Source organism: Brevundimonas sp. UBA5713 (assembly GCF_002419815.1).
In the GTDB taxonomy this organism is placed as follows: domain Bacteria; phylum Pseudomonadota; class Alphaproteobacteria; order Caulobacterales; family Caulobacteraceae; genus Brevundimonas.
On record NZ_DIGV01000023.1, the window covers coordinates 14,315 to 39,822 of the forward strand.

Annotated in this window: 21 protein-coding genes; 8 read left to right on the plus strand and 13 right to left on the minus strand. The window is 58.6% G+C overall.

All coding sequences use genetic code 11. The annotated features are described in order from the left end of the window. Positions 1 to 21 precede the first annotated feature (21 nt). Complete coding sequence (gene gmd / locus B3B04_RS05765; RefSeq protein WP_292040880.1) at positions 22 to 996, minus strand: GDP-mannose 4,6-dehydratase; 975 nt, start codon at positions 994 to 996, stop codon at positions 22 to 24. A gap of 442 nt (positions 997 to 1,438) precedes the next feature. Between gmd and B3B04_RS05770 the strand changes: the two genes are divergently transcribed. Continuing rightward, complete coding sequence (locus B3B04_RS05770; RefSeq protein ID WP_292040883.1) at positions 1,439 to 2,554, plus strand: glycosyltransferase; 1,116 nt, start codon at positions 1,439 to 1,441, stop codon at positions 2,552 to 2,554. Here B3B04_RS05770 and B3B04_RS05775 read toward each other — a convergent pair. From B3B04_RS05775 to putA, 5 genes are all read right to left on the minus strand, one after another. Next, a complete protein-coding gene (locus B3B04_RS05775) occupies positions 2,551 to 3,408 on the minus strand; it encodes a hypothetical protein (RefSeq protein WP_292040885.1) in 858 nt (285 codons plus the stop codon). The two genes, B3B04_RS05770 and B3B04_RS05775, sit on opposite strands and share 4 nt — an antisense overlap. After that, complete coding sequence (locus B3B04_RS05780) at positions 3,390 to 4,064, minus strand: ABC transporter ATP-binding protein (RefSeq protein ID WP_292040886.1); 675 nt, start codon at positions 4,062 to 4,064, stop codon at positions 3,390 to 3,392. Before B3B04_RS05780 ends, B3B04_RS05775 begins: the two co-directional genes overlap by 19 nt. After that, positions 4,061 to 5,221: a chain-length determining protein gene (locus B3B04_RS05785; RefSeq protein WP_292040888.1), complete on the minus strand. Its 1,161-nt coding sequence runs from the start codon at positions 5,219 to 5,221 to the stop codon at positions 4,061 to 4,063. Before B3B04_RS05785 ends, B3B04_RS05780 begins: the two co-directional genes overlap by 4 nt. A gap of 20 nt (positions 5,222 to 5,241) precedes the next feature. Further along, complete coding sequence (locus tag B3B04_RS05790) at positions 5,242 to 6,045, minus strand: ABC transporter permease (RefSeq protein WP_292040889.1); 804 nt, start codon at positions 6,043 to 6,045, stop codon at positions 5,242 to 5,244. Between the two features lie 84 nt (positions 6,046 to 6,129). Continuing rightward, entirely contained in the window at positions 6,130 to 9,246 is a 3,117-nt protein-coding gene (gene putA / locus B3B04_RS05795; protein ID WP_292040890.1) for a bifunctional proline dehydrogenase/L-glutamate gamma-semialdehyde dehydrogenase PutA, read from the minus strand. A 228-nt stretch (positions 9,247 to 9,474) separates the two neighbouring features. Here putA and B3B04_RS05800 point away from each other — a divergent pair, with 228 nt between their 5' ends. Further along, a complete protein-coding gene (locus tag B3B04_RS05800) occupies positions 9,475 to 10,560 on the plus strand; it encodes a glycosyltransferase family 4 protein (RefSeq protein WP_292040892.1) in 1,086 nt (361 codons plus the stop codon). A gap of 78 nt (positions 10,561 to 10,638) precedes the next feature. Here the strand turns inward: B3B04_RS05800 and B3B04_RS05805 are convergent, their stop codons facing one another. The 4 genes from B3B04_RS05805 to phnC form a co-directional block, all read right to left on the minus strand. Further along, the gene (locus B3B04_RS05805; protein WP_292040894.1) at positions 10,639 to 11,718 is read right to left on the minus strand and encodes a substrate-binding domain-containing protein; all 1,080 of its coding nucleotides are present in this window, start codon (positions 11,716 to 11,718) and stop codon (positions 10,639 to 10,641) included. Positions 11,719 to 11,813: 95 nt separating this feature from the next. Then, the gene (phnE, locus tag B3B04_RS05810) at positions 11,814 to 12,626 is read right to left on the minus strand and encodes a phosphonate ABC transporter, permease protein PhnE (protein WP_292040896.1); all 813 of its coding nucleotides are present in this window, start codon (positions 12,624 to 12,626) and stop codon (positions 11,814 to 11,816) included. Continuing rightward, positions 12,623 to 13,627: a phosphate/phosphite/phosphonate ABC transporter substrate-binding protein gene (gene phnD / locus B3B04_RS05815; RefSeq protein ID WP_292040898.1), complete on the minus strand. Its 1,005-nt coding sequence runs from the start codon at positions 13,625 to 13,627 to the stop codon at positions 12,623 to 12,625. Before phnD ends, phnE begins: the two co-directional genes overlap by 4 nt. Continuing rightward, complete coding sequence (gene phnC / locus B3B04_RS05820) at positions 13,624 to 14,418, minus strand: phosphonate ABC transporter ATP-binding protein (protein WP_292040900.1); 795 nt, start codon at positions 14,416 to 14,418, stop codon at positions 13,624 to 13,626. The genes phnD and phnC overlap by 4 nt, the downstream gene beginning before the upstream one ends. Positions 14,419 to 14,715: 297 nt before the next feature. Between phnC and B3B04_RS05825 the strand changes: the two genes are divergently transcribed. The 6 genes from B3B04_RS05825 to B3B04_RS05850 all read left to right on the plus strand — a co-directional run bounded on the left by B3B04_RS05825 (position 14,716) and on the right by B3B04_RS05850 (position 20,100). After that, the gene (locus tag B3B04_RS05825) at positions 14,716 to 15,978 is read left to right on the plus strand and encodes a type III PLP-dependent enzyme (protein ID WP_292040902.1); all 1,263 of its coding nucleotides are present in this window, start codon (positions 14,716 to 14,718) and stop codon (positions 15,976 to 15,978) included. Between the two features lie 161 nt (positions 15,979 to 16,139). Then, the gene (locus B3B04_RS05830) at positions 16,140 to 17,183 is read left to right on the plus strand and encodes a 1,9-bis(guanidino)-5-aza-nonane synthase (RefSeq protein ID WP_292040904.1); all 1,044 of its coding nucleotides are present in this window, start codon (positions 16,140 to 16,142) and stop codon (positions 17,181 to 17,183) included. Positions 17,184 to 17,347: 164 nt separating this feature from the next. Further along, the gene (locus tag B3B04_RS05835) at positions 17,348 to 17,671 is read left to right on the plus strand and encodes a ribonuclease (RefSeq protein ID WP_292040905.1); all 324 of its coding nucleotides are present in this window, start codon (positions 17,348 to 17,350) and stop codon (positions 17,669 to 17,671) included. Positions 17,672 to 17,753: 82 nt separating this feature from the next. Then, on the plus strand, positions 17,754 to 18,275 hold the full coding sequence (locus B3B04_RS05840) for a hypothetical protein (protein ID WP_292040907.1): 522 nt from the start codon (positions 17,754 to 17,756) through the stop codon (positions 18,273 to 18,275). A gap of 26 nt (positions 18,276 to 18,301) precedes the next feature. Beyond that, positions 18,302 to 19,135 (plus strand): phosphatase PAP2 family protein, encoded by an 834-nt coding sequence (locus tag B3B04_RS05845; RefSeq protein WP_292040909.1) that lies wholly within the window; start codon positions 18,302 to 18,304, stop codon positions 19,133 to 19,135. After that, positions 19,132 to 20,100, plus strand: a complete 969-nt coding sequence (locus B3B04_RS05850; RefSeq protein WP_292040911.1) for a right-handed parallel beta-helix repeat-containing protein — start codon at positions 19,132 to 19,134, stop codon at positions 20,098 to 20,100. The genes B3B04_RS05845 and B3B04_RS05850 overlap by 4 nt, the downstream gene beginning before the upstream one ends. A 36-nt stretch (positions 20,101 to 20,136) precedes the next feature. On the opposite strand, the gene aguB is transcribed toward B3B04_RS05850, so the two are convergent. From aguB to B3B04_RS05865, 3 genes are all read right to left on the minus strand, one after another. Further along, positions 20,137 to 21,003 carry an N-carbamoylputrescine amidase gene (gene aguB / locus B3B04_RS05855; protein WP_292040913.1) on the minus strand — a complete coding sequence of 289 codons (867 nt, stop codon included), beginning with the start codon at positions 21,001 to 21,003 and terminating at the stop codon, positions 20,137 to 20,139. Beyond that, on the minus strand, positions 21,003 to 22,007 hold the full coding sequence (locus B3B04_RS05860; protein ID WP_292040914.1) for an agmatine deiminase family protein: 1,005 nt from the start codon (positions 22,005 to 22,007) through the stop codon (positions 21,003 to 21,005). Before B3B04_RS05860 ends, aguB begins: the two co-directional genes overlap by 1 nt. Positions 22,008 to 22,177: 170 nt before the next feature. Continuing rightward, positions 22,178 to 25,456: a TonB-dependent receptor gene (locus B3B04_RS05865; protein ID WP_292040916.1), complete on the minus strand. Its 3,279-nt coding sequence runs from the start codon at positions 25,454 to 25,456 to the stop codon at positions 22,178 to 22,180. Positions 25,457 to 25,508: the final 52 nt, after the last annotated feature.

Genomic DNA, 25,508 nt, shown 5'->3' on the forward strand with positions numbered 1-25,508 from the left:
GCTAGGGCCTCCGGTACTAACTTATTTCAGACGAGCGAGATCCGCGTCGACCATTTCACGAATCATTTCTTCCATCGTCGTCTTGGCTTTCCAGCCGAGAACTCTTTCAGCCTTCGCAGGATTACCCAGGAGCACGTCAACTTCAGCTGGTCGATAGTACTTTGGATCGATGCGAAGGTGATCTTCATAGTTCAATCCAACATGGTCAAAGGCAACCTTAACCATGTCGCGTACACTGACAGTGCGACCAGTTGCTACGACGTAATCATCAGGCACATCATGCTGCAGCATGCGCCACATCGCTTCGACGTAGTCCTTTGCATGTCCCCAGTCACGGGTTGCGTCGATATTGCCCAAGGCAAGCTCATCCTGAAGGCCCAGCTTAATTCGAGCTACGGCATCAGTGACTTTACGAGTGACAAACTCGAGACCACGCAGAGGGGACTCGTGATTAAACAGGATGCCGGAACAGGCGAACATCCCAAAACTCTCGCGGTAGTTCACTGTCATCCAATGCCCCGCCAATTTAGCAACCGCGTAAGGCGACCTCGGATAAAACGGGGTCTTTTCGCTTTGCATGCCTTCTTGGATCAAGCCATACATTTCAGACGAAGACGCTTGATAAAACTTAGCGCTGGGGCATTCGAGCCTGAGGGCTTCTAGAACATTCACCACACCACCCGCAGTGACAGCCGTGGTGAGCGAAGGTTGCGTCCAAGATGCCGCTACAAACGATTGGGCTGCTAGGTTATAGCACTCATCAGGCTTATACGTGCGGACAATACGGCAAAGCCCGCCAAGATCTAAAAGATCGCCATCAACCAGCGTGATATCGTTTTCGATCCCCAACCACTTCAAGCGGTGAGAAGTCAATTCCGAATGGCTCGACCGGCGCGAAACGCCGACAACGTTGTATCCCTTGCCAAGCAGAAATTTAGCAAGGTAGGCACCGTCCTGCCCAGTGATGCCAGTGATGAGCGCCGTCTTGGTGGTCATTATATGTAACTCGTCAATTAAGTTATCGCCCGACCACAGATCGCAGTGAATAAAGATCGGTCGAGCGCTCAGGGAATCGGGGAGAAAGGGCTTCTACTCAGGTTGCAGTCAATCTATGATGCCTGCAAGTATGCCTTGGATCAAGCCAAGGCGATCCATCCAGCTTGCCTTTTCTTACGGATCATAACGTTGAGCCTTACTTTAAAAAAGCGTATCGCACGCCTCACTCGGCGTTTTCGCAGAACAGTGCCAGTTGCGGGTTCAGTCCCAGCAGCCAAGGTGCAGTTTGACGATATACGCGTCGAACAGCTTTACGCATCCTGGAACGCCTATTTGCCCACTTTTATTGAGGCCACTGTCCATTATCAGACACTAAAGTCAAAGGTGGACCAACTAGAACAGCGTTTAGAAGATTTAAAATCTGAACTGAAGAACGATAATAATGGTTAAAATTGTTACCGTATCTCCGTCGATCATTCCCCGAGATGCAATCGGACATATAATAACATCGGCTCATAAGTTTTATACCTCTACAGCCGGAGTTAAATCCGTACTTCTGAGCAAAAGGGGATACAGCTTTGATTATCAAGGCATCTACAGCCCGGTAGACCTGATATTTAATGCCGATTTCCATGAAGCTGACATCGCGATCTATCATTACGGGCATGCCAGCCCTTTGTTCGATGCCTTTATTTTAAAAGGTAACGACAAAAAGAAGATAGTTAACTACCACAACGTGACCCCACCTGATGCCACAGGCATCTCCTATAATCAAAAAGATTGGAATATTTACTTACAGCAGGTTCGTCTATTTTCTCAGGCCGATGAGATTTGGTGTGACAGTCATACCAATTCGCAGTCTTTAAGAGATCTCGGCGTAATCGGTCCAGACATAAATGTTATACCTCCCCCTGTTCGGGTAAATAGCCATTGCAAACTGGCCGGTAAATCTCGTAATCCGCTCAATATGATAGCCATCGGCCGCATGGCAGCATCAAAAAATATTATAGATTTAATTCGTGTCGCCGAAATGTTGGCTAATGATAAAGTAGATTTTAATCTACGTATTATTTTCAATCGATCAACTTGTGATGAAAACTATCTTAAAGTCATTAAAACCAGCATTAGTAAAGGCAATCTTGGTGATAGGGTCACTTTATTTAATGACGTTTCAGATTTATTGCTATTTAAGATGCTAGGTGAAGCGCAAATTCTGGTATCGACGTCGCTTCACGAAGGCTTCGGGATGACCATCCAGGAAGCAATCCACAGTGGTTGCGTGCCAATTACCTATAAGGGCTCGAACCTATCGTATGCGAATGGAGGATTGGGGATCACCTGCCCACCTGATGTAAACTCACTTTACAGCTCTATTCGAGATGTCGCGAGTTCAATCGAAATGGGCAGCAAAGATTGGGATAAAACCACGCTCAATCTAGACGGAGGTCGTTTTTCTCTTAACGAATTCGATCGCCTGACGAAGATCGCTTGGCATTTAGCCACTAGCGAGAGCTACGAACGTTCGACACTTAACAGAATTCTAGCGCTCAATGGTTAGCGGGGCACCCTTGTAAGTATCGGTCTTTGAGCGGAAAGAGTTGCGTGAAACACGGGTTCCATCAAGAGAACCCTCAGTTCTGCGATTTGTGGGAATTGAAATTCATGCTCAATTACCGCGACTTGAGGCTGATTTGCGATGGCCTCGAGGTCCAACGTGGTAAAATGTTCACTTGCCCCCCATTCAAATGATACTTTGGGGTTAGCACCAACCACAGCTGTTGCCAGCGGAACGGTACAACGCCACACCCCGCTAGGAATAGCGACGTATGGACCGTACACCAACACTCTGGCGCGACCGGTTAGGTCTATGTTCAAGTCTAACCCATGAATGGCGCCGCCAATGACTTGGAGCTGGTCCCAGTCCCAAACGATTTTGGACTGATCGAGGTAGTCGGAATAAGCGCGGATCCTTCCACTAATATTGGCGACGATGGAGGCGTCGCTATCGCCGTTGGAGCCACGAGAGATTGTTCCCACGTACGGAAGCTCATGGGCATGATCAGTCGCATCGATCGTTGACCATCCCATATTGGCAGCATCCGCCACAAATGCCGCTATCAAAGAGAGTCTGGAATCGATATCATTCCCCAGCGAACTAACAGCAGAAGAACTCAGCAGTACTTCATTAGTGCAAAACAGGTAGACGGTTGCATCTGCTGGAATATTCCCAACTTCATTGAGGTAAAGATTGAAAACAACTGGCTGCGCCGCCCCATCATTAGAGGCGACACTATTAACAATACTATATCCCTTTTGTCTATAATGATGACTTACGGACCACCGCCAGTCCTCGTCATACCTCGAGCCTAAATAAACAAAATATAAATTTCTCACTACCTGGACCTCAACCACGAATACACATCAATAGCCTCTTCAACATCATGAAACATCTTCGCCATACCGGACTCAATGATTAATGCCTGCTTGCAGTGGGAAGAAATAAGATGCAGGTCATGAGATGCCATAATGTAGGATCTATTTTTTCTCTTATTGAAAAGCTCTTCTTCGCACTTCCTCTGGAACCTTGCATCTCCGACTGCAACTAGCTCGTCTATCAAATAGCAATCGAATTCGATCGTTAACGAAAGACCAAAGGCGAGACGTGCGCGCATTCCCGAAGAATAATGCTTTACGGGACGTTTAAGTGCACTCCCTAGCTCTGCAAAACTCTCAACACTTTCGAGAACTTCGTCATAGTTGCGATCATAAATACGCGAAATGAACTTTATATTATCAATGCCTGACAAACTGCCTTGAAATCCCCCACCAAAACCAATGGGCCAAGATGACGTCATGCGCCATGAGATTTCGCCAGAACTAGGCTTCAACACCCCGCCTAGTAGCTTGATAAGCGTAGACTTTCCTTGACCATTCCGACCAAGTAACGCCAGCCGCTCACCATAAGGCAGACTAAAATTTACATTGCTAAGGATCGGCTTTGCACGTGTGGGGTAGGTTTTCTCTACATCCCTCACAACTAGTCCTGATGCGCTGTCCATCACGATCATGCCTGATGATGTTCTCTCACGCCCGCCCAAACCAGCCAACCCAAGCCGTAGATCATTAACGCACTCAACAAAACTGTAAGAAGGCGCTTCAGGCGCCTTGGCTCCGTCGCAACATCTGGCTTGGACGGGTCGACCACGCGCTCAACATAAAGATTTTGCCGACGTTGTTCCTGAATGGCAGATATTTGCGCCGCTTTCGCTTGAGATAAGAAGCGATCAGCTAGTTCCTGCTTGAGGATAAGCGATTGATATTCACCAACCTTAGCGGCAAGCGAACTTGTCGAGCCACTAAGCTCGCGCCGCTCTTGGGCGATTTGCTGCTCGAATGCCCGGATCTTTACATCCAGCTGAGATAATAGCGGACTATCAGGAGCGCCGCTGGCCAACTGGCGACGTTCCGCCTTGAGAAGGGACACTTGCTGTTCAAGCGTAGAGATGAGTCGGCTGGCTTCTTCCAGCGTCACTCGCGGATCTACTAGATTTTGATTGTTTCTAAATTTTGAAAGCTCATTTTGTGCGCCAGTTAGACTTTGTTCCGCCGACTCCAACATCTGTTCAGCGTCTTTCAGTGCATTGGCGGCTGAGCGTTCGTTTAACGCATTTACCTTTTCTTCAGCGAGCTCCAGTAATTTTTCGGCGACCAGGTGCGCGGCGTTTCGGTTAAAAGCAGCCACTCTCAACGTCGTCACGCTCGTTGTTGAATCATATCCCACAACCACATGTCGACGATAAGCCTTGTTCAAGGTTTCAGTATTTTTCGTCTCCCATGGGCGAGGATATCGCGAAAAGACGTCTAGGGCGGACTTTGCGCCGATGATCTGCGGAAGATCGACTTCCTTGGCAAGTGCCTCTACCGCTTCATGAGAGCGTAAGTATTCGTGCACAACGAACGTATCAGAATTTCCCCCTCCTATGCCAATACCGGACAACGTCCCGGCCAACACGCCGGTAGGATTCTGGTTGGGTTGTCGCACCACGAACCGAGCTTCAGATACATATTGTGGTGTCGCCACCCCATATAAATACACTCCAGCAACGAGCGTTGGTACAGCCACCACGCCATAGAATGCCAAGAGAGGCTTAGATAGCATGCGTGCACTACGGGGGGAAGAATTCAGGGATTGCAAGTTGACATTATCTCTATCGAATTCGGACATGCGATGTGGTCTCCATACGCCTATTCTACATCAATGCGATCGCGCGAGATTGAGATAAGCAACAGTCCGGCTATGTTCAGGATCCCCCCCCACATTAGGGCATACCCAACGTCATAGTGAGTTTCTACGAATTCACCAAACACGCCCGCTCGCAACAATTCGACAGCGTGTGGAAATGGTATCAGTAAAACCACCTCCTGAACCGCGGGCGGAAGCCAAGACACCATGAAGAACGCTCCCGATACAGGCACGAGAACGTACATCAACAGTCCAACAATACGCTCCAGAAGATCGAAGCGCATCGACAAACCAGCTAAGGTTAAAGCAAATCCTTGACCTAAGAACGCCAGAAGCATCCACCCAGCGTAAACAAGAATCAGGTCGCTGGGAAGATTTATTTGCTGGGCCAAGTAAAGCGAAAAGTAAGCAATTACAAAAGCAAAAGACGTACCGGCTATTTCCAACAAGATGCGTGAAGCAAAAATATGAAGCGGCTTAATGGCTCTATGGTGCATCAAGCCTATATTCGCTTGCAACGCCGAGCTGCTATACTGGACAATGTGCCTAAGCAACAATAGGCACATATATCCTGTCATCATAAAGGCCGAGATACGAATACCGTGTTCGTACTCAGGCTTCATGGCCGTCCATAGTGCCAAGACTCCAAAGCAGAACACTAACGGCTCTACAACCAGCCAAGCAAATCCGAGACCTTCGCGCCCAAACCTAGTGCTCATCTCTCGCATCATAAGGCTGCCGATAATTCTGCATTGTCGGCGGATCTGGGAGCCGATTGGGATAAGAGATTGTTTCCATATCTGCACCTTCAGGCTCCTTAGAATTTAGATTGAGAGAGAAATAGCGTTCGGCCTACTGACTTTGAGCCCCTCCTTCAATAGCACGATCTTCTAAAGATTCAGCAATGCCGGGTCGCCGCCCTTGGCGGCGATGTTGATGCTGATGGCCTTTTCAGCGGCGTAGCGGATCAGGCTGTTGGGGCCACCGGCCTTGGGGCCGGTGCCGGAGAGGCCTTCGCCGCCGAACGGCTGGACGCCGACGACAGCGCCGATGATCGAGCGGTTAACGTAGACATTGCCCGCCGGAACCAGTGCCATCACTTCTTCGGCAAAGGCGTCGATGCGGCTGTGGACGCCCAGCGTCAGGCCGAAGCCACGGGCGGCCAGTTTGGAAGCGACGTCCTTCAGGTTCTTCGGATCATAGCGATAGACGTGCAGGATCGGGCCGAACACTTCGCGCTCGAGGAAGTCCGGGGTCGGGATCTCGGCGATCACCGGCGCGAACAGGTCACCCTTCGAGGCATCGGCAGGCAGGTTGCCACGGGCGATGATTTTGGCTTCGGTTTCCAGACGCGCGACGTGCTTTTCGAGGTTTTCGCGGCTTTCAGCATCGATCACCGGACCGATGTCGGTCTTCGGATCGATCGGATCACCCATGACCTGTACGTCCAGTGCGCCCTTCAGGCCCGCAATCAGGGCGTCGGCGGCGTCGTTGGGAACATAGAGGATACGCAGGGCCGAGCAACGCTGACCGGCCGAACCAAAGGCCGACAGGATCACGTCGTCGATCACCTGTTCCTTCAGCGCCGTGGTGTCCACAAACATGCCGTTCAGACCGCCGGTTTCGGCGATGAAGGGGATGATCGGACCATTGCGGTTCGCCAGGCCACGGTTGATGGCGTTGGCGGTATCGGTGCCGCCGGTGAAGGCCACGCCGTCGATCATCGGGTGGGAGGTCAGAGCCGCGCCCACGGTCTCGCCACGGCCCGGAACCAGAGCCAGCAGGTCGGGGTTCAGGCCAGCCTTATAGAACAGGCGCACGGCTTCAGCCGCAATCAGCGGGGTCTGTTCAGCCGGCTTGGCGACCACGCCGTTACCGGCAGCCAGAGCCGCCACGATCTGGCCGGTAAAGATGGCCAGCGGGAAGTTCCACGGGCTGATGGCAGCGAACACGCCACGGCCATGCAGGACCAGTTGGTTGATCTCGCCGGTCGGGCCCGTCAGGGTCTCGCGACCGCCAAAGTCCTTCTCGGCCAGCATGGCGTAGTAGCGGCAGAAGTCGGCCGCTTCGCGCACCTCGGCCACACCGTCGTTCAGGGTCTTGCCCGCCTCACGCGACAGCAGGGCCACCAGACGGTCCATATTGCCTTCCAGCGCATCGGCCATAGCACGCAGGATCGGCGCGCGACCGGCACCCAGTTGCTTGTCCCAAGCGACCTGAGCTTCGGCAGCCTTCTTGACGGCCTGATCCACCTGTTCCGGCGTGGCGTCCGAGGTACGACCCACGACCTGTGCGCGATCGTACGGGTTGGTGACGTCGCGGGCTTCCACACCCTCGGTAAGCTTGCCGCCAATGATCGGGCCCGCCACGAGGGTTTCGGCGTCCAGAGCCTTTACAGCCGCGGCGTGGGCGTCGCGGGCTTCGGCGGTCGAATAGTCGCGGCCGAGGGAGTTTTTGCGGTCACCGTAGATATTCATGGGCACAGGGATCTTCGGATGGCGGTCGGGCTGGGCCTCGACGGCAGTGATAGGATCAGCGGCGACATCGGCCGCCGGAACGCGCTCGTCCAACAGGGCGTGGACGAAGGAGGAGTTGGCACCGTTCTCCAGCAGACGGCGCACCAGATAGGGCAGCAGCTCTTCGTGGCCACCCACCGGCGCATAGGCGCGGACGATCATCTTCTCGTCCGACCACAGACCTGCGGCGGCGTCGTACAGAGCCTCGCCCATGCCGTGCAGTCGCTGGTGCTCGATCACCACATTGCGGTCGCGGGCCATGCGGCGCACGGCAGCGAGGGTATGGGCATTGTGCGTCGCGAACTGGCAATAGATGTGCGGCGCGGCCTCGATCATCATGCGCGCGCAGACCAGATAGTTCAGATCGGTCGCGGGCTTGGTGGTGAACACCGGATAATCCGTGCGGCCATTGACCTGCGCCAGCTTGATCTCGGTATCCCAATAGGCACCCTTCACCAGACGCACCATCAGGCGACGGCCCGTGCGCTTGGACAGCTCGATCAGCGACTGGATCGTCTCGGTCGTGCGCTTTTGATAGGCCTGAACGGCGAGGCCCAGACCCTTCCAGTCACCCAGCGACGGCTCGGTGCACAGACGCTCCAGCAGCATCAGCGACAGGGCCAGACGGTCGGCCTCTTCGGCGTCGATGGTGTAGTTGATGTCGTGCTTGGCCGCGATTTGGGCCAGACGCAGGATGCGCGGGTACAGCTCTTCCCAAACGCGGTCTTCCTGAACCGACTGATAGCGCGGCGACAGGGCCGACAGCTTGACCGACACGCCGTGGCCCGCCTCGGGCCCTTGGCCCGTAGCGGTCTTGCCCACGGCCTCGATGGCGTCGGCGTAGATTTTTTCATAGCGCTCGGCGTCGGCGACAGTGCGAGCCCCCTCGCCCAGCATGTCGAAGCTGCACAGCCAGCCTTCCTTGTCGGAACGCTTCAGGGCGCTCTCGATGGTACGACCAACCACGAACTGCTCGCCCATGATCTTGACGGCCGTGCCGACAGCCTGACGGATCACCGGCTCGCCCAGACGGGCGGCGATGCCTTTCAGCACGGTCGGCAGATCGCGCTTCATCTCCTCGTCCGGCTCGACCAGTTTACCCGCGATCATCAGGCCAAAGCTGGAGACGTTGACCAGCGAGCTATCGGACTTGCCGATGTGGCTGGCCCAATCGGCAGAACCGATCTTTTCGGAAATCAGACGGTCGCGGGTGGCCGAATCGGGCGTACGCAGCAGTGCCTCGGCCAGCGTCATCAACGCCAGACCTTCACGCGATCCCAGCGAAAACTCCTGCAGGAAGCTTTCGACAACCCCCTGCTTTATCTGGCTCTTTCGCGCGTGCTCAACCAGCTCCGTCGCTTCGGCCAGTACAACCGCGCGCTCGGAGGCGTCCAGCGGGGTGCGGGCCAGCAGTTCGGCCACGGTCTCGCGCTCATCGCGGAACTTATTGCGGTCCAGTTCGTCCCAATGACGCAGATCGCTCGGCTTCATGAATCCACTCCTGTGAATTTTCGGCTATATGCACAAGCACCCTGAATGTCCTTTGATATTACGCAGTAACAACCGTTATTCCTTCAGCGTGACGCGCCTTACTGCTCGCACATGACGGTGACTCACTTTTTGCTTATCGAAGGAATGTCGAACTGGTCTCGCCTTCGTCATACATAAGGGCTAAAACTTTCCGACTTTGCGAAACGGCTGGAAGGCCCAATCGACTTCATGCGTATCGTTCTGGTCACTGACGCTTGGGAACCCCAAGTGAACGGCGTCGTCCGCACCCTGACCCGCACCGTGGCCGAATGTCGCGCCATGGGGCATGAGGTCGAGGTGATTGAACCGAGCCAGTTCAAGACCATCCCCTGTCCGACCTATCCTGAAATCCGTCTGGCCCTCGGGGCCGAGGAAGAGATTCGCGAGCGCCTGCGCGCGTTCGAGCCTGACGCCGTGCACATTTCGACAGAAGGGCCGCTCGGCATTGCCACGCGCCGCATCTGCATTGAATGGAAGCTGCCGTTCACGACCAGCTACCACACCAAATTCCCTGAGTATGTCTCGGCGCGTTTCCCGATCCCGGTTCAGGTCGGCTACGCCTATATGAAGTGGTTCCACAAGCCGTCAGGTCGCCTCATGGTGGCCACGCCTACGCTGCGGGACGAGCTGACCGAACATGGCTTCCGCAATGTGTCGCCTTGGACGCGCGGTGTGGACACCGAGCTTTTCCATCCCGATCTCAAACCGATCTTCGATGAGCTGGGTGGCAAGGACTGGCCCCGCCCCTTCTTCCTGAACGTGGGCCGCGTCGCTGTCGAAAAGAACATCGAGGCCTTCCTCGAAACCGACCTGCCCGGCACCAAGATCATTGTCGGTGACGGTCCGGCCCGCGCCGAGCTGCAAGACAAATATCCCGAGGCCAAATTCCTTGGAGCCAAGTTCGGCGAGGAACTGGCGCGATGTTTTGCCGACGCCGATGTCTTTGTTTTCCCGAGCTGGACTGACACCTTTGGTCTGGTGATTCTGGAGGCCATGGCGACTGGCACGCCGGTGGCGGCCTATCCGGCCCACGGCCCGATCGACATCATTCCGAACTCTGGCGCGGGCGTGATCGGTGACGATTTGCGTACCTCTTGCCTGGAGTGTCTGGAGATCGACCGCAAAAACGTGCGCGCCTATGCCGAAAAGTTCAGCTGGCGCGCCTCGGCTGAACAGTTCGTGGAAAACCTGCAGCCCTATCCGGAGCCTCAGCGTGGTCGCTTCTGGCGTCGCTTGCGCCGCATCGCGCGCCTGCGCCGCAAACAGGCCGCCTGATCGACAAATAACAAATGAAAACGCCCCGAAGATCACTCTTCGGGGCGTTCGCATTTTAGGAGGCTTTTGCCGCGCGGATTAGTTCGGACGCGACATGACCGTCAGAGCCGTGATCTTCTCACGCTCGGCAGCCAGTTCTTCGGCCTTCAGCGGCACCAGACCACGGTCTTGCAGATAGCCGCCGCGACCGGCAGCACCATCCGACATGAACTCCTGCACAAACTCTTGCAGGCCCGGAATGACGCCCACGTGGGCCTTCTTCACATAGATGTAGAGCGAGCGGGCCAGCGGATAGGACCCGTCGGCGATGGCTTCGATCGAGGGCGCGATGCCGTCGATGGTCTCGGCCTTCACCGTGTCCATGTTCTGCTCGAGGAAGGAGAAGCCGAACACGCCCAGCGAACCCGGCGTGCGGGTCAGCGTCTGGACGATAGCGTTGTCGTTCTCGCCGGAGTCGATCCACAGATTGTCTTCACGCAGGGTGTGGGTCAGACCTTCAAAGCGCTCCTTGTCATCCTTCAGCGCGGCCACAGCCGGAACCTTCTCGCCGCCCGGGGCCATACCCAGTTCGAGGAAGGCATCACGCGTACCCGAGGTGGGCGGCGGGCCATAGACCTGAATGCGCTGCGCCGGCAGGTTCGGGTTCACCTGATCCCATTGGGTATTCGGGTTGGCGACGAACTGGCCGTCCGCACCCGGAACCTGCTTGGCCAGACCCAGATACAGGTCTTCCAGACGCAGGTTGAACGAAGAACCGGTACGGGCCGTGGCGACCACGATACCGTCATAGCCGATCTTCAGTTCGATGATGTCGGTGACGCCGTTTTCGACACAACGGTCGAACTCGCTCTGCTTCATCTGGCGCGAAGCATTGGCAATGTCGGGGGTCGAGGGGCCGATACCGGCGCAGAAGGCTTGAATGCCACCGCCGGTGCCCAGAGCCTCAACGCGCGGCTGTGCGCCTGCGGCATTGTTGCGGCCGTAGTTTTCGGCCACGCGGGTCACGAACGGGAAAACAGTGGAAGAACCCGCGGCCCAGATGCCTTCGCGGGCTTTTTGGTTTCCAGCAGCGCCGGAACCTTGGCCACAGGCCGCCAGAGCCACGAGGGCAGCGGCGCAGGCCGAAATCTTTAGTACTCGGGTCGAAAAGGCAGTCATGGCCGGACCTCTCAAATCATCAATATGATGCGCATAGAGACGATTTGTGACGGTCCGGCCAGACCTTTATGACAGTCTGCGTAAACCTGACGCGGTTACAGCAGACGCTTGCGCATGGCTTGCGACAGCATATCGATCAGCGTCACGGCCACGACGACCACGATGACGACTGCCGACACGTCGCTGAAGGCAAAGGCGTTCATGCGGTCGAACAGCACCTGACCGATACCGCCCGCGCCGATCAGACCCAGCACGGTGGCCGAGCGGCTGTTCGATTCAAAGCGATAAAGCGCAAACGATGTCCAAAGCGGAGCCACCTGAGGCAGCACGCCCCACATGATCTCGTGAAGCTTGGATGCGCCCGTGGCGCGCACGCCTTCGACCGGACCCTTGTCGATCGACTCGACGGCTTCGGAGAAGAGTTTGGCCAACACGCCAGCGGTGTTCAGCGCAATCGCCAGCACACCGGCCAGCGGGCCAAGACCAACCGCAACCACGAACAGCAGACCCATCACCAGATCCGGGATGGAGCGCAGGGCGTTCATGATCCAGCGCACCGGTTGAACCACCCACACCGGCGCAATGTTGCGCGCGGCGGCCAGACCCATGGGCACGCCCAGGAAGATGGCCAGGAAGGTACCCCACAGGGCGATCTGGACCGTTTCCCACATCTTGGAAACAAACAGCTTCCAGTCCGCAAAATTCGGACGCAGCAGGTCGGCGGCGAAGCCCTTCATGTTCTCCGAATTGGTGAACAGACGGGTGACATTCTTGAGGTCGACAGCGTCGATGCTGATCAGCAGCAGGACAGCGACACCGCCCCAGATCAACGCGTCCAGAGCCCACGCTCCGGCCGATTTGACCGGAGGCTTGGGCACCGCCGTGGCGGTTACAGGAGCAGTACTCAAGGTTGGACCTCACGCAGGGCACGCAGACGCTGCAACTCGGCTTCAGCGCGTTGGACCGCACCGGCGTCACCCTTGGCCTTGGCCTCGGACAGAGCCTGGTCAGCCACCATTTCGCGAACCGGATTCAGATAGGTTTCGTCAGCCGGATTGAAGCCCGAATAGTTCAGGGCCTTCAGGATTTCACGCTGGCGGTCGGCTTCGGCACCTTCGCCGCGACCATAGGTCAGGAAGAAGGTACGGATCTTTTCCTTCACAGCCGGATCAAGGTCCGAACGCACCACGATGCCGGCTTCCGGAATCGGAGGCGAGCGCCAGATTTCGACCAGTTGATCGGCAATGGCCGGATTTTGACGACCAATGAAGATGGTGTTGATGGTGTTCGAGGTCGCCACCTGCACCAGACCGTTGGCCACAGCGAAAGAGTTCGCCTGATGGTTGGCCGAGCGCACGGTCTTGAAGCACTGCTCCGGCACGATGCCTTCCGGATTGAACAGGAAGGTCAGCGGGGCCAGCGTACCCGAGGTCGACAGGGCATCACCGATACCGAAGTCATACTTCTTGCCGCACGACAGCACGTCCTGCAGCGTAATGCCCGACCCCTTCTTGACAATCAGGGTCGAGGAATAGCTGTCATTGCCTTCCGGATCGACGATGCGGGCCACCACCTCGCCATTGGCGCGATCGATCGCTTCAATGGCGGTCTTGGCCGGGAACCACGCCGACTGGATCTGGTTGCCGCGCATGGCTTCGACCAGAACCGTATAGTTGGAGGCGAAATAGGGCTTCACCGGCACGCCGACGGCTTTGGACATGTCGTCCAGCAGCGGTTGCCACAGCGGACCCGAGGACGACTGGCCCTCTGCCGGCAGGATGGCGAAATTGATGGCTTCGGCCTGACCGGCCTTGCCTTCACCGCCAGAACCGCACGAGGCAAGACCGACGGCCAGAGCGGCCCCGGCCATGACGCCCATCAGGCGGCGCGAAATACGAAATTGGGTCATGCCTTGGCCTCCCAGAACGCGTCCTCATATTCGGGACCGTAGATTTCGATCAGACGTTGGGTATCCAGACCGGTCGCAGGGCCATCATACACGACCTTGCCCTTTTGCAGGGCGATCACGCGGTCGCAGTAGCGGATGGCATAGTCGACCTGGTGCAGGGTCACGATCACGCCCATGCCGTCGCGCTTGTTCAGCTCGACCAGCAGTTCCATGACCTTGCGGGCCGAAACCGGGTCCAGCGACGCGACAGGCTCGTCGGCCAGAATGGCCTTGGCACCTTGCAGCAGCACGCGGGCAATCGCGCCGCGCTGTTGCTGGCCACCCGACAGGGTGTTGGCGCGCTGGGCCGCATATTCGGACACGCCAACGCGGTGCAGGGCTGCCATCGCCTTTTCACGGTCGGCCTTGGGCCACAGGCCCAGATAGCCGCGCCATGCAGGCAGACGGCCCAGAGAGCCGAGCATAACGTTGGAAAACAGGCTGAGACGGCCCACCAGATTGAACTGCTGGAAGATCATGCCCAGACGGCCACGTGCACGGCGGACAGCCGAGGTCACACGCCCGTTCTGTTGAACGACGTCGCCGAAGATGGTGATCGTCCCGCCGGGATCAATCGGATGAAGACCCGTGATGGAACGGAGCAAGGTAGACTTGCCCGAACCCGAAGGACCAATAAGGGCGACCATTTCACCGGCGCCGACCTCGACGGACACGCCGTCGAGCGCCTTTCTGGCCCCGTAGGTCTTCGAGACGTCGCGAACGGACGCGACGGCGGATGTTGAAGAACTCATGAACCCGTGGATGAGGTTGCGACAAAGGGGGCGCCGCATGACGCGAGAAGGGCGCAAGGGCAAGTGTTAATGACACGTATGCGTCGATTTCGTCCATAGCGAGGCAGTTCAGACATCTGTCGCATACGTAATCTTACGTAGAAAACTGTGGGAAAGGCCCCAAATCGCCCGCCACAAAATTACCTCTTTACATCACAGGCCAATGACCCCATATCGCGCATTCCGGCGGACCCCGTAAGGTCCTCTTGCGCCGCTAACGCCGGTCTGGGTTTAACAATTAACAGGGGGTTACGTGAATTGCGCACGTACCAACTTCCCCTGGACCTGGTCCGTGAGCGGTCCCCGGAGCGTCCGGTCGCACTCGTGCGTCCGGCTTCGGTTTCCGTAGCAGCGCGCTGGTTCCAGAATAATCTTAAGGCTGACGTCTTCTATGCAGTGAAGGCGAACCCTTCGCGCTGGGTCATCGAAACCCTGGTAGCGTCGGGCGTGAACGCCTTTGATGTGGCCTCGATTGCCGAGATCGAACTGGTTCGTTCGGTCAGCACCGACGCACGTCTGGCCTTTATGCATCCGGTCAAGAGCCGCGGCGCGATCAAGTCGGCCTATTTCGACTATGGCGTTCGCACCTTTGTGCTGGACAGCCACGACGAGCTGCAAAAGATCCTCGAGTCGACCGACCACGCTGCCGACCTGAATCTGGTCGTGCGCATGGGCGTGTCTGCCGATGGTGCCGCCTATTCGCTGTCGGGCAAGTTCGGCGTCTCGCCGGATCAGGCCCCTGCCCTGCTGTTGGCCACCCGCCAGGCGGTGCAAGACGGCCTGATGGGCGTAAGCTTCCACGTCGGCTCGCAGTGCATGCGTCCGTCGGCCTATGAAGCCGCGATGACCCAGGTGGGTCGCGCGATCAAAAAGGCTGGCGTCTTTGTAGACATCGTCGATGTCGGCGGCGGCTTCCCGTCGGTCTATCCGGGCATGGTCCCGCCCGACCTGCAGGAATATGCCGATGCCATCCATCGCGGCTTTGAAGACATGCCGGTGTCGGAAACCACGGAACTGTGGTGCGAGCCGGGCCGCGCCATTGTGGCCGAAAGCTCGTCCATCCTGTGCCGTGTCGACCTGCGCAAGGGTGACGCCCTGTATCTGAACGACGGCTCCTATGGGGCTCTGTTCGATGCGACGCACTCGCGTTGGCCGTTCCCGACCAAACTGGTTCGGGACGATGAGTCCTCGTCGGAACTGAAGCCTTTCCGCTTCTATGGCCCGACGTGCGATTCCATCGACCACATGCCCGGCCCGTTCTTCCTTCCGGCTGACGTGAAGGAAGGCGACTTTATCGAGATCGGCATGATGGGCGCCTATGGCGTGGCCATGTCGACCGGCTTCAACGGTTATGGCTCGCACGAAGTGGTGGCCGTGGAAGATGCGCCGATGGCCTCGCTCTATGGTCTGGCTCCGCGCTCGATCCCGACTGTACGCACCACCGCCGAGGAAAACTCGCGCAAGGTGGTTCGTCTGTCGCGTCCGAAGGGCAAGGCCGGCCAGCGCAAGCGTCGCAAATAACCCTGCTTTCGAACCGGCATCCGCACGGGGTGCCGGTTCAAAAACGCTCCTAGTGGCGCCAAAAGCGTCATAAGGCGTTTGTATGGATAGCGGCCCGTCGCTCCGTCCGGGCCGCTGTTGAGTTTTAGACGGGCGCTCAAATCTTTAGGGAAACCGCTGAAATGACCGCTCAGTCGAACATGAAGGCTCAGCTGCTCAACAACACTGTCGAGCACGTGGACATCACCTCTTACGACGCCCGTCCGATCATCGATTCGATGCGCAAGATGTCGTTCTCGTCGCGCGACACCGCTCGCGCCGCCGACATCTTCAACATGGCTCTGGAAGACAAGGACTGCTCGCCGTGGCTGATCCTGGCCGGTTCGACCTCGGCTGGCGGCTGCATGCACGTTTACCGTGACATGGTTCAGAACAACATGATCGATGCTGTCGTGGCCACCGGTGCCTCGATCGTCGACATGGACTTCTTCGAGGCCCTCGGCTTCAAGCACTACCAAGCCGAAGGTCCGGTGGACGACAACGTCCTGCGCGACAACTACATCGACCGTATCTACGATACCTACATCGATGAAGAAGAACTGCAGGCCTGCGACCACACGATCCTCGAGATCGCCAACCGCCTGGAGCCGCGCCCGTATTCGTCGCGCGAGTTCATCTGGGAAATGGGCAAGTGGCTGTCGGAAGGTAACGCCAAGAAGCCTGGCTCGCTGATCCAGACCGCCTACGAAAAGGGCGTGCCGATCTTCTGCCCGGCCTTCGTCGACTCCTCGGCCGGCTTCGGTCTGGTGAAGCACCAGAAAGAACGCGCTGCCGAAGGCAAGCCGTACATGGTGCTGGACGCCATCGCCGACTTCCGCGAACTGACCGACATCAAGATCGCTGCTGGCACCACTGCCCTGTTCATGGTCGGCGGCGGCGTTCCGAAGAACTTCGCTCAAGACACCGTTGTCTGCGCCGAAATCCTTGGCGTTGAAGCCGACATGCACAAATACGCCGTGCAGATCACCGTGGCTGACGTCCGCGACGGCGCCTGCTCGTCCTCGACCCTGAAGGAAGCCGCTTCGTGGGGTAAGGTCTCGACCACCTACGAACAAATGGTCTTCGCCGAAGCCACCACCGTGGTTCCGCTGATTGGCTCGGACGCCTATCACCGCGGTGCCTGGAAGAACCGTGAAGCCCGCAACTGGGCCAAGCTGTTCGCCTGATAGGCGCAAGCTATCGACGGTCTGATCGATAAAAACTCAAGGGCCCTGACGGTGACGCCGTCAGGGCCCTTTTGCATTTTCTGACCTTGGCATGGACGCCAGCAGGCGCAACGGCCAAGCCCCACGCGCGTTAACCTTTGAAGACATTTCACAAGGACGCTGCGATGACCGACGACAATAAGCCGCACGAGAACGCCGAGAGCCGCGAAGCGGAGCAGAACGGCGAACGCCCGGATCTGGGCCGTGTTGAAGACAAGCTGAAAAACGCGCTTCAAGGCACCGATAGTGGGTCGGACACACGCGCAGGTTCGCTTCGCGGTGGCTCCGCTTCAGGTTCCGACGACGACGAAGACTCGACGGAAATCAACGCCTTCCTAGCGGAAAAAGGGCGTGAACTGAAAAACGAACACGCCAAGGTTACGGCGGATGCGACAACTAAGTCACGTCCGCAAGAGGATGGCCTTACTGATGGCGAGGGCAAGGCCTAATCACCGTTTGACGGACTTGCTGTTGCCATAGCCATAGTTCAGTTTGCCTACACATTTTGTTCGATTAGGACACTTCCGCTCTATGAAGGTCTACGTCACAGTTGCCACTCTTGCGGCCGCTTCCGTTCTTTTGACGGCGTGCGAAAATGGATCGACGACCGAAGTCTCGGTGGCCGAGGCCCCGGCGACGGCTGCTGTCGAGGCCCAGCCGACCGGACAGGTCGATACCACTCCGCATCGGGCAGCAGATGTGGCCGCCGAGGTCTCTATGGAGACCGGCGCGGCCTTGGCGAATGGTGCGCCGTTGTTCGCCTCGCTGTATCCCGATGCTGTTCTGTCCAAGCCTGTGCTGAACGCCACCGAGGCAGGCCTGCGCGGCGGTATGGCCGAGTTCACCACTGAAGCCACGGCGGACGATGTGGTCAGCTACTACCGCCAACTGGCCGAATCCGAAGGTCTGGCCATGGTCATGGAAATGAACCAGGGTCACGCTCGCGCCATCGGCGCGCGCGGTGGTGAAGGCTCCGAGCTTCAGGTCGTCGCTGCCCCCATGGAAGACGGCAACACTTCCGTACAACTGACGTGGCAGGCGGCCCGCTCTTAACGTCCGCCCAAAAGGAGCTAGAGGCCATGTCTAGATGCGCGCGTCGTTTGACAGTGGCCTCGGTCTCGCTGCTCCTAATGGGAGGCTGTGCGGGCACGCCCGCCGGTCTTCAGCCCCACGCCCTTAAAGATGAAGCGGGCCATAAAGGCTATCTGAGCCAAGACGCACTGGCAGCGCTGGCCGCTCGCATCCCTGCCCCGCCCGCATCCGGCTCTACGGCGGATCAAGCCGACAAAGCGGCTTCGCAGGCCCTGCGCCGGTTCGAAAATACCGATCGCTGGCTTCTGGCCACCAGCCATGCCGAGGTCCGCTCTCCATTCGCTTTGCAGCATTTCGACTGCGTACTGGGCGTGCGCTACGACCCTGCCCAACATCAGGCCCCGGCCACGGCCCGCTTGTTCGACAAGCTGTTCGAAGACGCCGAGGCCGCTTCCACACTCGTTAAGCGCCGCGCCTTCCGCGCCCGTCCCGTAGCCGATGATGCCGACCGCGAAGCCTGTCAGACCGTCTCGACGGCCGGTCGCAACAGCCCCTCCTATCCGTCCGGCAGCGCAACGGTCGGAGCCGCCTATGGCGCGGCAATGGCTGCAATTGCCCCCGACAAGGCCGCCGAAGCCCACGAAATCGGTCGCCAGATCGCCCTCAGCCGCGCGATCTGTGGCATGCACTATCCCACCGATGTGCGCGTGGGAGCCGCTTTAGGTCAGGCCGTCTTTGATCAGGCCGCGCGCTCGCCCGAGTTTCGCGCCGATCTGACAGCTGCGCAGGCCGAGCTGGCCAGCTTGCGGGCGCGTGGCCAGACCAACCCCGGCTGTGCCGCCGAGCGCCGCGCCTTGGCCATCCGAGACCTTGGCCTGTGATCGCTCTGTGGGTAATGGCCAGCCTGCTGACCGGAACCGCGCCGCAGCCGGACTGCACGCCTCAACAGATGCAGGCGGTGCTGCAACACACGGACACACCGCTGCGGCTGACGTGTTCGGTGCGACTGTCCGAGGGACAGTCCATCACCCGCCCCCTGCTGCTGGAAGGACCTGAGGCCAGCGGCACGGTTGTCGACTGCCAAGGGGGCTCTGTGGGGCGCGAGGGGCGCTCCGTGACCACCTCTCGGCCCACCGTGGGCATCTGGTCGCGCAAGACCGCTGACAGTGCCTCAGGCGGCGTTTGGGTGCGCCCCACAGGCATCATCATCCGCAACTGCCGGATCATCGGCAATGTCCGCATCTGGGGTATGGGTGCGGATGGCTCTTACGACGATCTGCGCGCCTCTTCGCGCCTACAGGGACATATCCAGCGGGCTCAAGCTGCCGCCCCCAGCCGTATCCAACTGGAGGGTCTGACCATCACCGGTCGCGGATCCATTCCGCTGTATGTCGGGCCCGGGGTGACCGAGGTGTCACTGACGGGTTCGACCCTGAATGGCACCACCACGGCAGCTGCCATCTATCTGGATGCAGAAAGCGCGCGTAACCGCATCACCGACAACCGCATCCTGACCCGCACAGGACGCGAGAAGATCGCGGTCGATGGCTCGGCCTATAATCGCATCACGGACAACCGTTTTGATCTACAGGGCAAGCCCGGCATCTTCCTGTACCGCAACTGTGGCGAGCGGGCCGTGATCCGTCACCAGACGCCCTCTCACAACGCCATCACCGGCAATGCCTTCACCGGAGCCTCATGGCTGCGGCCTCGTTTGGTGGTCGAGAATGCACGCAATGGCCGTCGCACCTATTGCGGGGCGGATGCCGGCTATCCCTTCGGCAGCAGTAACGACAACCGCGACAACGCCACCGGCAACACCATCTCGGCCAATCGCCTCCAATAAAAAAGGCGGGGCACTGAACCCCGCCTTTCAAGTCTTTTAGCGTTTCGGGCCCGTCAGCGGACCGTACAGGTCCGTGCGACGGTCACGGAAAAAGCCCCACGCCGCGCGGTGGCGATCCAGGAAGTCCAGATCGAAGGTGGCGACCAGAACGCCTTCCTCATCACGGCCAAAGCTCTCGACCAAATCCCCGCGATGGTTGGCGATGAAGCTGTGGCCATAGAAGGTCTGGCCGGCCTCGGTTACCTGTTCGTGGCCGATGCGGTTGGCCCCCACGACCGGCACCACGTTCGAGACAGCGTGGCCCTGCATGGCGCGCTGCCACGGGGCGGCGGTGTCGAGGCTGTCGTCATGCGGCTCGGTGCCGATGGCGGTCGGGTACATCAGCACCTCTGCGCCTTGCAGCATCATGGCGCGGGCGGTCTCGGGGTACCACTGGTCCCAGCAGATACCGACGCCGACCTTGCCGAAGCGGGTGTTCCAGACCTTGAAGCCGGTATCGCCCGGGCGGAAGTAATACTTCTCCTGATAGCCGGGGCCATCGGGGATGTGGCTCTTGCGATAGACGCCCATGGCCTCACCGTCGGCATCCAGCATGACCAGCGAGTTATAATACTGAGGGCCTTCGCGCTCGAAGATCGAGACAGGAATGGCGACGCCCAGTTCCTTGGCGATCGGCTGCAGCTGGGTCACGCACGGATGCTTGTCCCACTCATAGGCGTGTTCGAACCAGTGCTCTTCCTGCGAGACACAGAAGTACGGGCCCTGAAACAGTTCGGACGGCAGGATCACCTGCGCACCGCGCGAAGCCGCCTCGCGGATGAAGCCGATGGTCTTGTCGATATTGTCCTGCAGATCGTTGCCGTAGGACGTCTGGATACCGGCAACGGTGATGTTACGGGCCATTAGGCAGGCTCCTGCTGGCTGATGCAGTGGAACGAACCGCCGCCGGTCAAAATGGCGATCGACGGCGACGGAATGATCTTGCGATCCGGATAGACTGTGGCCAAGGCCTCGCAGGCCAGACGCGCGGCCATGTCATTGCCATAGGTCGGTACCACCACCGCACCATTGGCGATGAGGAAATTCATGTGGCTGGCCGGAATCGGACGCTCGTCTTCGTCAAGTACCAGTCCCGGCGACGGAATGCGCAGCACCTTGATCTGGCGTCCCGCCGCATCGGTCGATGCTGACAGGATACGGGCGGTTTCGTCATAGACTTCCGCATTCGGGTCTTTCGGACCAAAGGCAATCGGGCACGCGACCACACCGGGCGCGACAAAGCGGGCCAGATTGTCGACGTGACCATCGGTGTGGTCGTTCAGCAGGCCATCGCCCAGCCAAATCACCTTCTTGGCGCCCAGCGCCTTGGCAAAGGCCTCTTCGGCCTCGGCCTCGGTCCAGCCGGTGTTGCGGTTGCGGTTCAGCACGCACTGGCGCGTGGTCAGGACCGTGCCCTCACCATCGTGATCGACTGCGCCGCCTTCTAAAATGAAGTCATGGCGGGTCAAGGCCACGTCCGACTGCTCGCCGATCTGGTCAGCCACTTCATCGTCGTGCGGCAGATCGTATTTACCGCCCCAGCCGTTGAACTTGAACGCTTGAGCCGTGGCCGATGCGGCGTTGAAGATCGGGCCAGTGTCGCGCAGCCAGATGTCGCCAAAGCGACCGGCCACCACTTCGACGCCATCCACACCCGCAAAGCGCGCGCGCGCAGGCTCCAGCGCCTCCTCATTGCCGACCATCAGCTTTACCTGCTCGCGGCCAGCGCCCGCCAGCGCCAGAACCAGGGCTTCAACCTCGTTCTGGGCGTCTTCCAGATCTTCCTGCCACAACTCGGCATGGCTGGGCCAACCCACCCACATCGCGCGGTGCTGCGCCCATTCGGCGGGGATAGAAGCAGTGGTCATCGGGGCGTCCTCGAAAGGGCGTGAAACTAAAGAGAAATCGAACGGGGCGAGATAGGCCTTCCGGCCCCCCATTTCAATGGATAGCCCACTAAAGACCCCTACCCCAAAACAGAAAGGGCGGCCCGTTGCCGGACCGCCCTTCCATCAAGTCTCGTAATCGAGATCCGCTATTAGAACTTGTAGCGGACGCCGACCTTAACTTGCCAGACCGACTGGTTGTTGAACGAAGAACCGGTCCAATCGCGGTACTGCGAGTAGTGGAACTGGTTCGCGTCCATCGAACCGGTCACGCCACGCGAGAAGTACGGGAAGCCAACTTGTTGGATCACGCCCCACTCATCGTTCAGCAGGTTGCCCAGGTTTTCGATGTCAACATAGGCTTCCAGACGCGCGCCGTTCGGGAAGAACGCCGGCAGTTCCTGCGCGATGCGCAGGTCGAACTTGGTGACGTCCGGCGACTTCGAAGAGTTACGCGGAGCGGCTTGGCCAGCGTACTTCATCAGACCCGACTGTTGCAGGTAGTTGTTGAATCCTGCGAAGTCGAAGCCTGCACCATAGGTCACCAGCGGATCGCTGGTGGCAGTGACGACACCCGAAGCATCCGGGGTCGGCACATACAGCAGCATGCGGTTACGACGTGCGTACTCGTTGGCTTCACCGTTGGTCGCACCGGAAATGGTGTGCGAGTAAGGCAGGCCCGAGCGGCGCTCGCCGAACAGGTTGAAGCTGGTGCGGTAGTCACCGAAGAAGGCGCGACGGTAGCTGATGTTCAGCTTGGTCGAGTGTTCGATCTCGTAGTTCGAGGTCGCCAGACCCGGATTGTTCGGATCGAACACGGCGACTTGACCGTAGTTCGAAGCGGCAACCGACGACGTGCCCGGGTGGACATCCTTGGAGTCCACATAGGTGTAGGACAGGTCGAAGCCCAGGCCTTCAGCCCAGCCCTCGTACCAGTTCTTGTTCACGCCGATGGTGAACTGATCGGTTTCGCCGTCCTTGAAGTTGGTCAGCATCAGCACGACCTGGCTGCCGTTCGGACCCGAGTACATCGGGCGGCCGTCCGGACCGGTGCCGGTCTTGCGCGATTCCGTGTTCAGATCGACCCAACCGACGGCGTTTTCGACTTCCGAACGGACATATTCCGAACGGACGTTCCAGCCTTCACCCAGGTTCCAACGCGACAGATCGAAGTCCTTCGAAGCGCCGATCGAGAACTTCCAGATCGACGGGATTTCGAATTCCGGATCGATCACATTGATCACGCCGGTGCCCAGAGCTGCAGACTGGGCGACCTTGTCCTTAGCGATCTGTGCCGGGTTGGTGCCGTCCGTCACGTTGAGAGCAGCCAACTCGTCTGCCGAACAGACCGGAACGCCGCTGCCGGCAAAGTTCGAGGTGTAGCCGTCGCGGCGGCACTGGAACTGACCGATCAGGTTACCCGGGTTCGAATAGTTGTTCGAAACCCAAACGTTCGGCGAACCGCCCATGAAAAGGCCGAAACCACCGTAGATGTTGAAGGTGTCGTCAACGCGGTAGTTGAAGCCGACACGCGGCTGCAGCAGGCTGATACCGTCCAGGGTGTAGTTGTTACGGAAACCGTACTTCTCACCGAAAGCTTCGTTCAGCTTCGGCTCGTCGTCCATCTCGTACCACTCGTAACGCAGGCCGCCGCGCAGGGTCAGCTTGTCGTTAACGTCGAACTCGTTCTGGAAGAACAGAACGTTGGTCGAGTAACCGAACGAGGCACCACCGTCGATCTTGTTGTTCGAGGCAGCGTTTTGGTAGTTGATGTACGATGCGCGACCGGCTTCGTAGTCTTCCAGCGAGGCGAATTCGTACTCGGCGTTCGCGGCTTGCACAAACACGTTGTAAACTTCGAGGTTTTCACGCTCGTAACCGAAGGTCAGGCGGTTTGCACCCGACTGATACTTACCGACGATACGGAACTGGTCCAGGTCGTTGGTCAACGAGTTGGCGTGGCGCGAACGCTCCGGGCCCAAGAAGATCGACGGACGAACCGAGCCTTGAGCCGGCAGCATGACACGAACCGCGGCGAAGTCCGAGCCACCCAGGTTCGAGGTAACGTTCTCGGTTTCCTTGCGGGTATATGCCAGTTCGGTCGAGAAGTTTTCAGTCCAGTCCGAGAACAGCTGAGCCTTGTAGGACATCAGGTTGGTCTGGAAATCATAGCCCTGTGACAGCAGACCCACCGACTGGTTGTTACCCGAGGTGGTCGTACCGCTCAGGCTCAGGGTCGACCCTTCGGTTTGTTGATACGACACGACCGCGCGGTGCATGTCGTTGATGTTCCAGTCCAGTTTGACGAAATATTTCTCGTCAAAGACGGTCATCTCGTCGGCCTTCCAATCCAGCGGATCGTAGCCGTAGACCGATTGAGTCAGGTTGCGAACAGCATCGACGTCAGCCTGGGTGATGGACGGAACTTCGTTGGTCGCGCCCGAACCGGCCGGACCCGACAGGACCGGACGAACAGCTTCGAACTTTTCGTAGTTAGCCAGGAAGAACAGACGGTCCTTGATGATCGGACCCGACAGGGTTGCGCCCCAGGTTGTTTCCTCAAAGTCGCCACCAACCGAACGGTCCTCGACCTCACGGGTGGTCATGTCCTTGTAGGAGAAGCTGTCACCCTGCATCGAGTCGTTGGTGGTCTCGTAGAAGAGCTCACCGTGGAATTCGTTGCCGCCCGACTTGGTGACCGAGTTGATCACGCCGCCTTGGAAGTTGCCGTACTGCACGTCGTAAGGCGCAACATCCACCTGGACAGCTTCCAGGACCGAGATCGAGATCGGCGAGTTGACGGTCGGATAGCCGTTCGAAGCCAGACCGAAGTCATCGCCCTGACGGGTACCGTCGACCATGAAGGCGTTCATGCGGCTGTTTTGACCGCCCAGAACCAGAGCGTCGCCATTGGTCGGGTCAACCGACGCGAACGGCGAGGTACGGGCGAAATCCTTGATGTCGCGGCTGATCGAGGGGAGGGTTTCGATCTGCTCTGCGTTCACGCGGGTGCGCGGGCCGGTTTGCAGGCCACCACCACGGGTGCCGCGCACAACGATTTCGCCGACGGCGTAGGCGTCGGACGAAGCCGCGGAGGCTACAGTGAGGTTCAGGATGCCCGGGGTGCCGATGCCAATGCCCGGCAGCACACCGTTCACGGTGCCTTCCGAGGACGTCACATTAACGGTGTAGGGGCCGCCGACGCGCAGGTTGCGGGCGTTGTAAACGCCGTCCGCGCTGGTGACGACAGTGTTGCTGGTGCCCGACGGCGTGTGCGTGATGACGACGGTAGCGTTGGCAACCGGAGCGCCAGCGGCGTCGGTGATGGTGCCGCGGATACCACCAGTGGTTTCCTGTGCGAACGCGGCGCCAGACGTGGCCAGCAGAATGGCCGCGGCAGACGCGCCGTAGGCGAAGCTGCGAGTGAACATTACGACGGTGATCCCCTTGGTCGTGCCCGAGAGGTGAGGAGGGCACTTGTTC

What these genes read in the sequence shown, in the direction of transcription:
- B3B04_RS05780 (WP_292040886.1), bottom strand. Translation starts at nt 4,064, where the DNA reads ATGATCGTGATGGACAGCGCATCAGGACTAGTTGTGAGGGATGTAGAG.
- phnC (WP_292040900.1), bottom strand. Translation starts at nt 14,418, where the DNA reads ATGAGTTCTTCAACATCCGCCGTCGCGTCCGTTCGCGACGTCTCGAAG.
- B3B04_RS05800 (WP_292040892.1), top strand. Translation starts at nt 9,475, where the DNA reads ATGCGTATCGTTCTGGTCACTGACGCTTGGGAACCCCAAGTGAACGGC.
- B3B04_RS05865 (WP_292040916.1), bottom strand. Translation starts at nt 25,456, where the DNA reads ATGTTCACTCGCAGCTTCGCCTACGGCGCGTCTGCCGCGGCCATTCTG.
- B3B04_RS05830 (WP_292040904.1), top strand. Translation starts at nt 16,140, where the DNA reads ATGACCGCTCAGTCGAACATGAAGGCTCAGCTGCTCAACAACACTGTC.
- B3B04_RS05860 (WP_292040914.1), bottom strand. Translation starts at nt 22,007, where the DNA reads ATGACCACTGCTTCTATCCCCGCCGAATGGGCGCAGCACCGCGCGATG.
- B3B04_RS05845 (WP_292040909.1), top strand. Translation starts at nt 18,302, where the DNA reads ATGTCTAGATGCGCGCGTCGTTTGACAGTGGCCTCGGTCTCGCTGCTC.
- B3B04_RS05770 (WP_292040883.1), top strand. Translation starts at nt 1,439, where the DNA reads ATGGTTAAAATTGTTACCGTATCTCCGTCGATCATTCCCCGAGATGCA.
- B3B04_RS05805 (WP_292040894.1), bottom strand. Translation starts at nt 11,718, where the DNA reads ATGACTGCCTTTTCGACCCGAGTACTAAAGATTTCGGCCTGCGCCGCT.
- gmd (WP_292040880.1), bottom strand. Translation starts at nt 996, where the DNA reads ATGACCACCAAGACGGCGCTCATCACTGGCATCACTGGGCAGGACGGT.
- putA (WP_292040890.1), bottom strand. Translation starts at nt 9,246, where the DNA reads ATGAAGCCGAGCGATCTGCGTCATTGGGACGAACTGGACCGCAATAAG.
- aguB (WP_292040913.1), bottom strand. Translation starts at nt 21,003, where the DNA reads ATGGCCCGTAACATCACCGTTGCCGGTATCCAGACGTCCTACGGCAAC.
- phnD (WP_292040898.1), bottom strand. Translation starts at nt 13,627, where the DNA reads ATGACCCAATTTCGTATTTCGCGCCGCCTGATGGGCGTCATGGCCGGG.
- B3B04_RS05835 (WP_292040905.1), top strand. Translation starts at nt 17,348, where the DNA reads ATGACCGACGACAATAAGCCGCACGAGAACGCCGAGAGCCGCGAAGCG.
- B3B04_RS05840 (WP_292040907.1), top strand. Translation starts at nt 17,754, where the DNA reads ATGAAGGTCTACGTCACAGTTGCCACTCTTGCGGCCGCTTCCGTTCTT.
- B3B04_RS05785 (WP_292040888.1), bottom strand. Translation starts at nt 5,221, where the DNA reads ATGTCCGAATTCGATAGAGATAATGTCAACTTGCAATCCCTGAATTCT.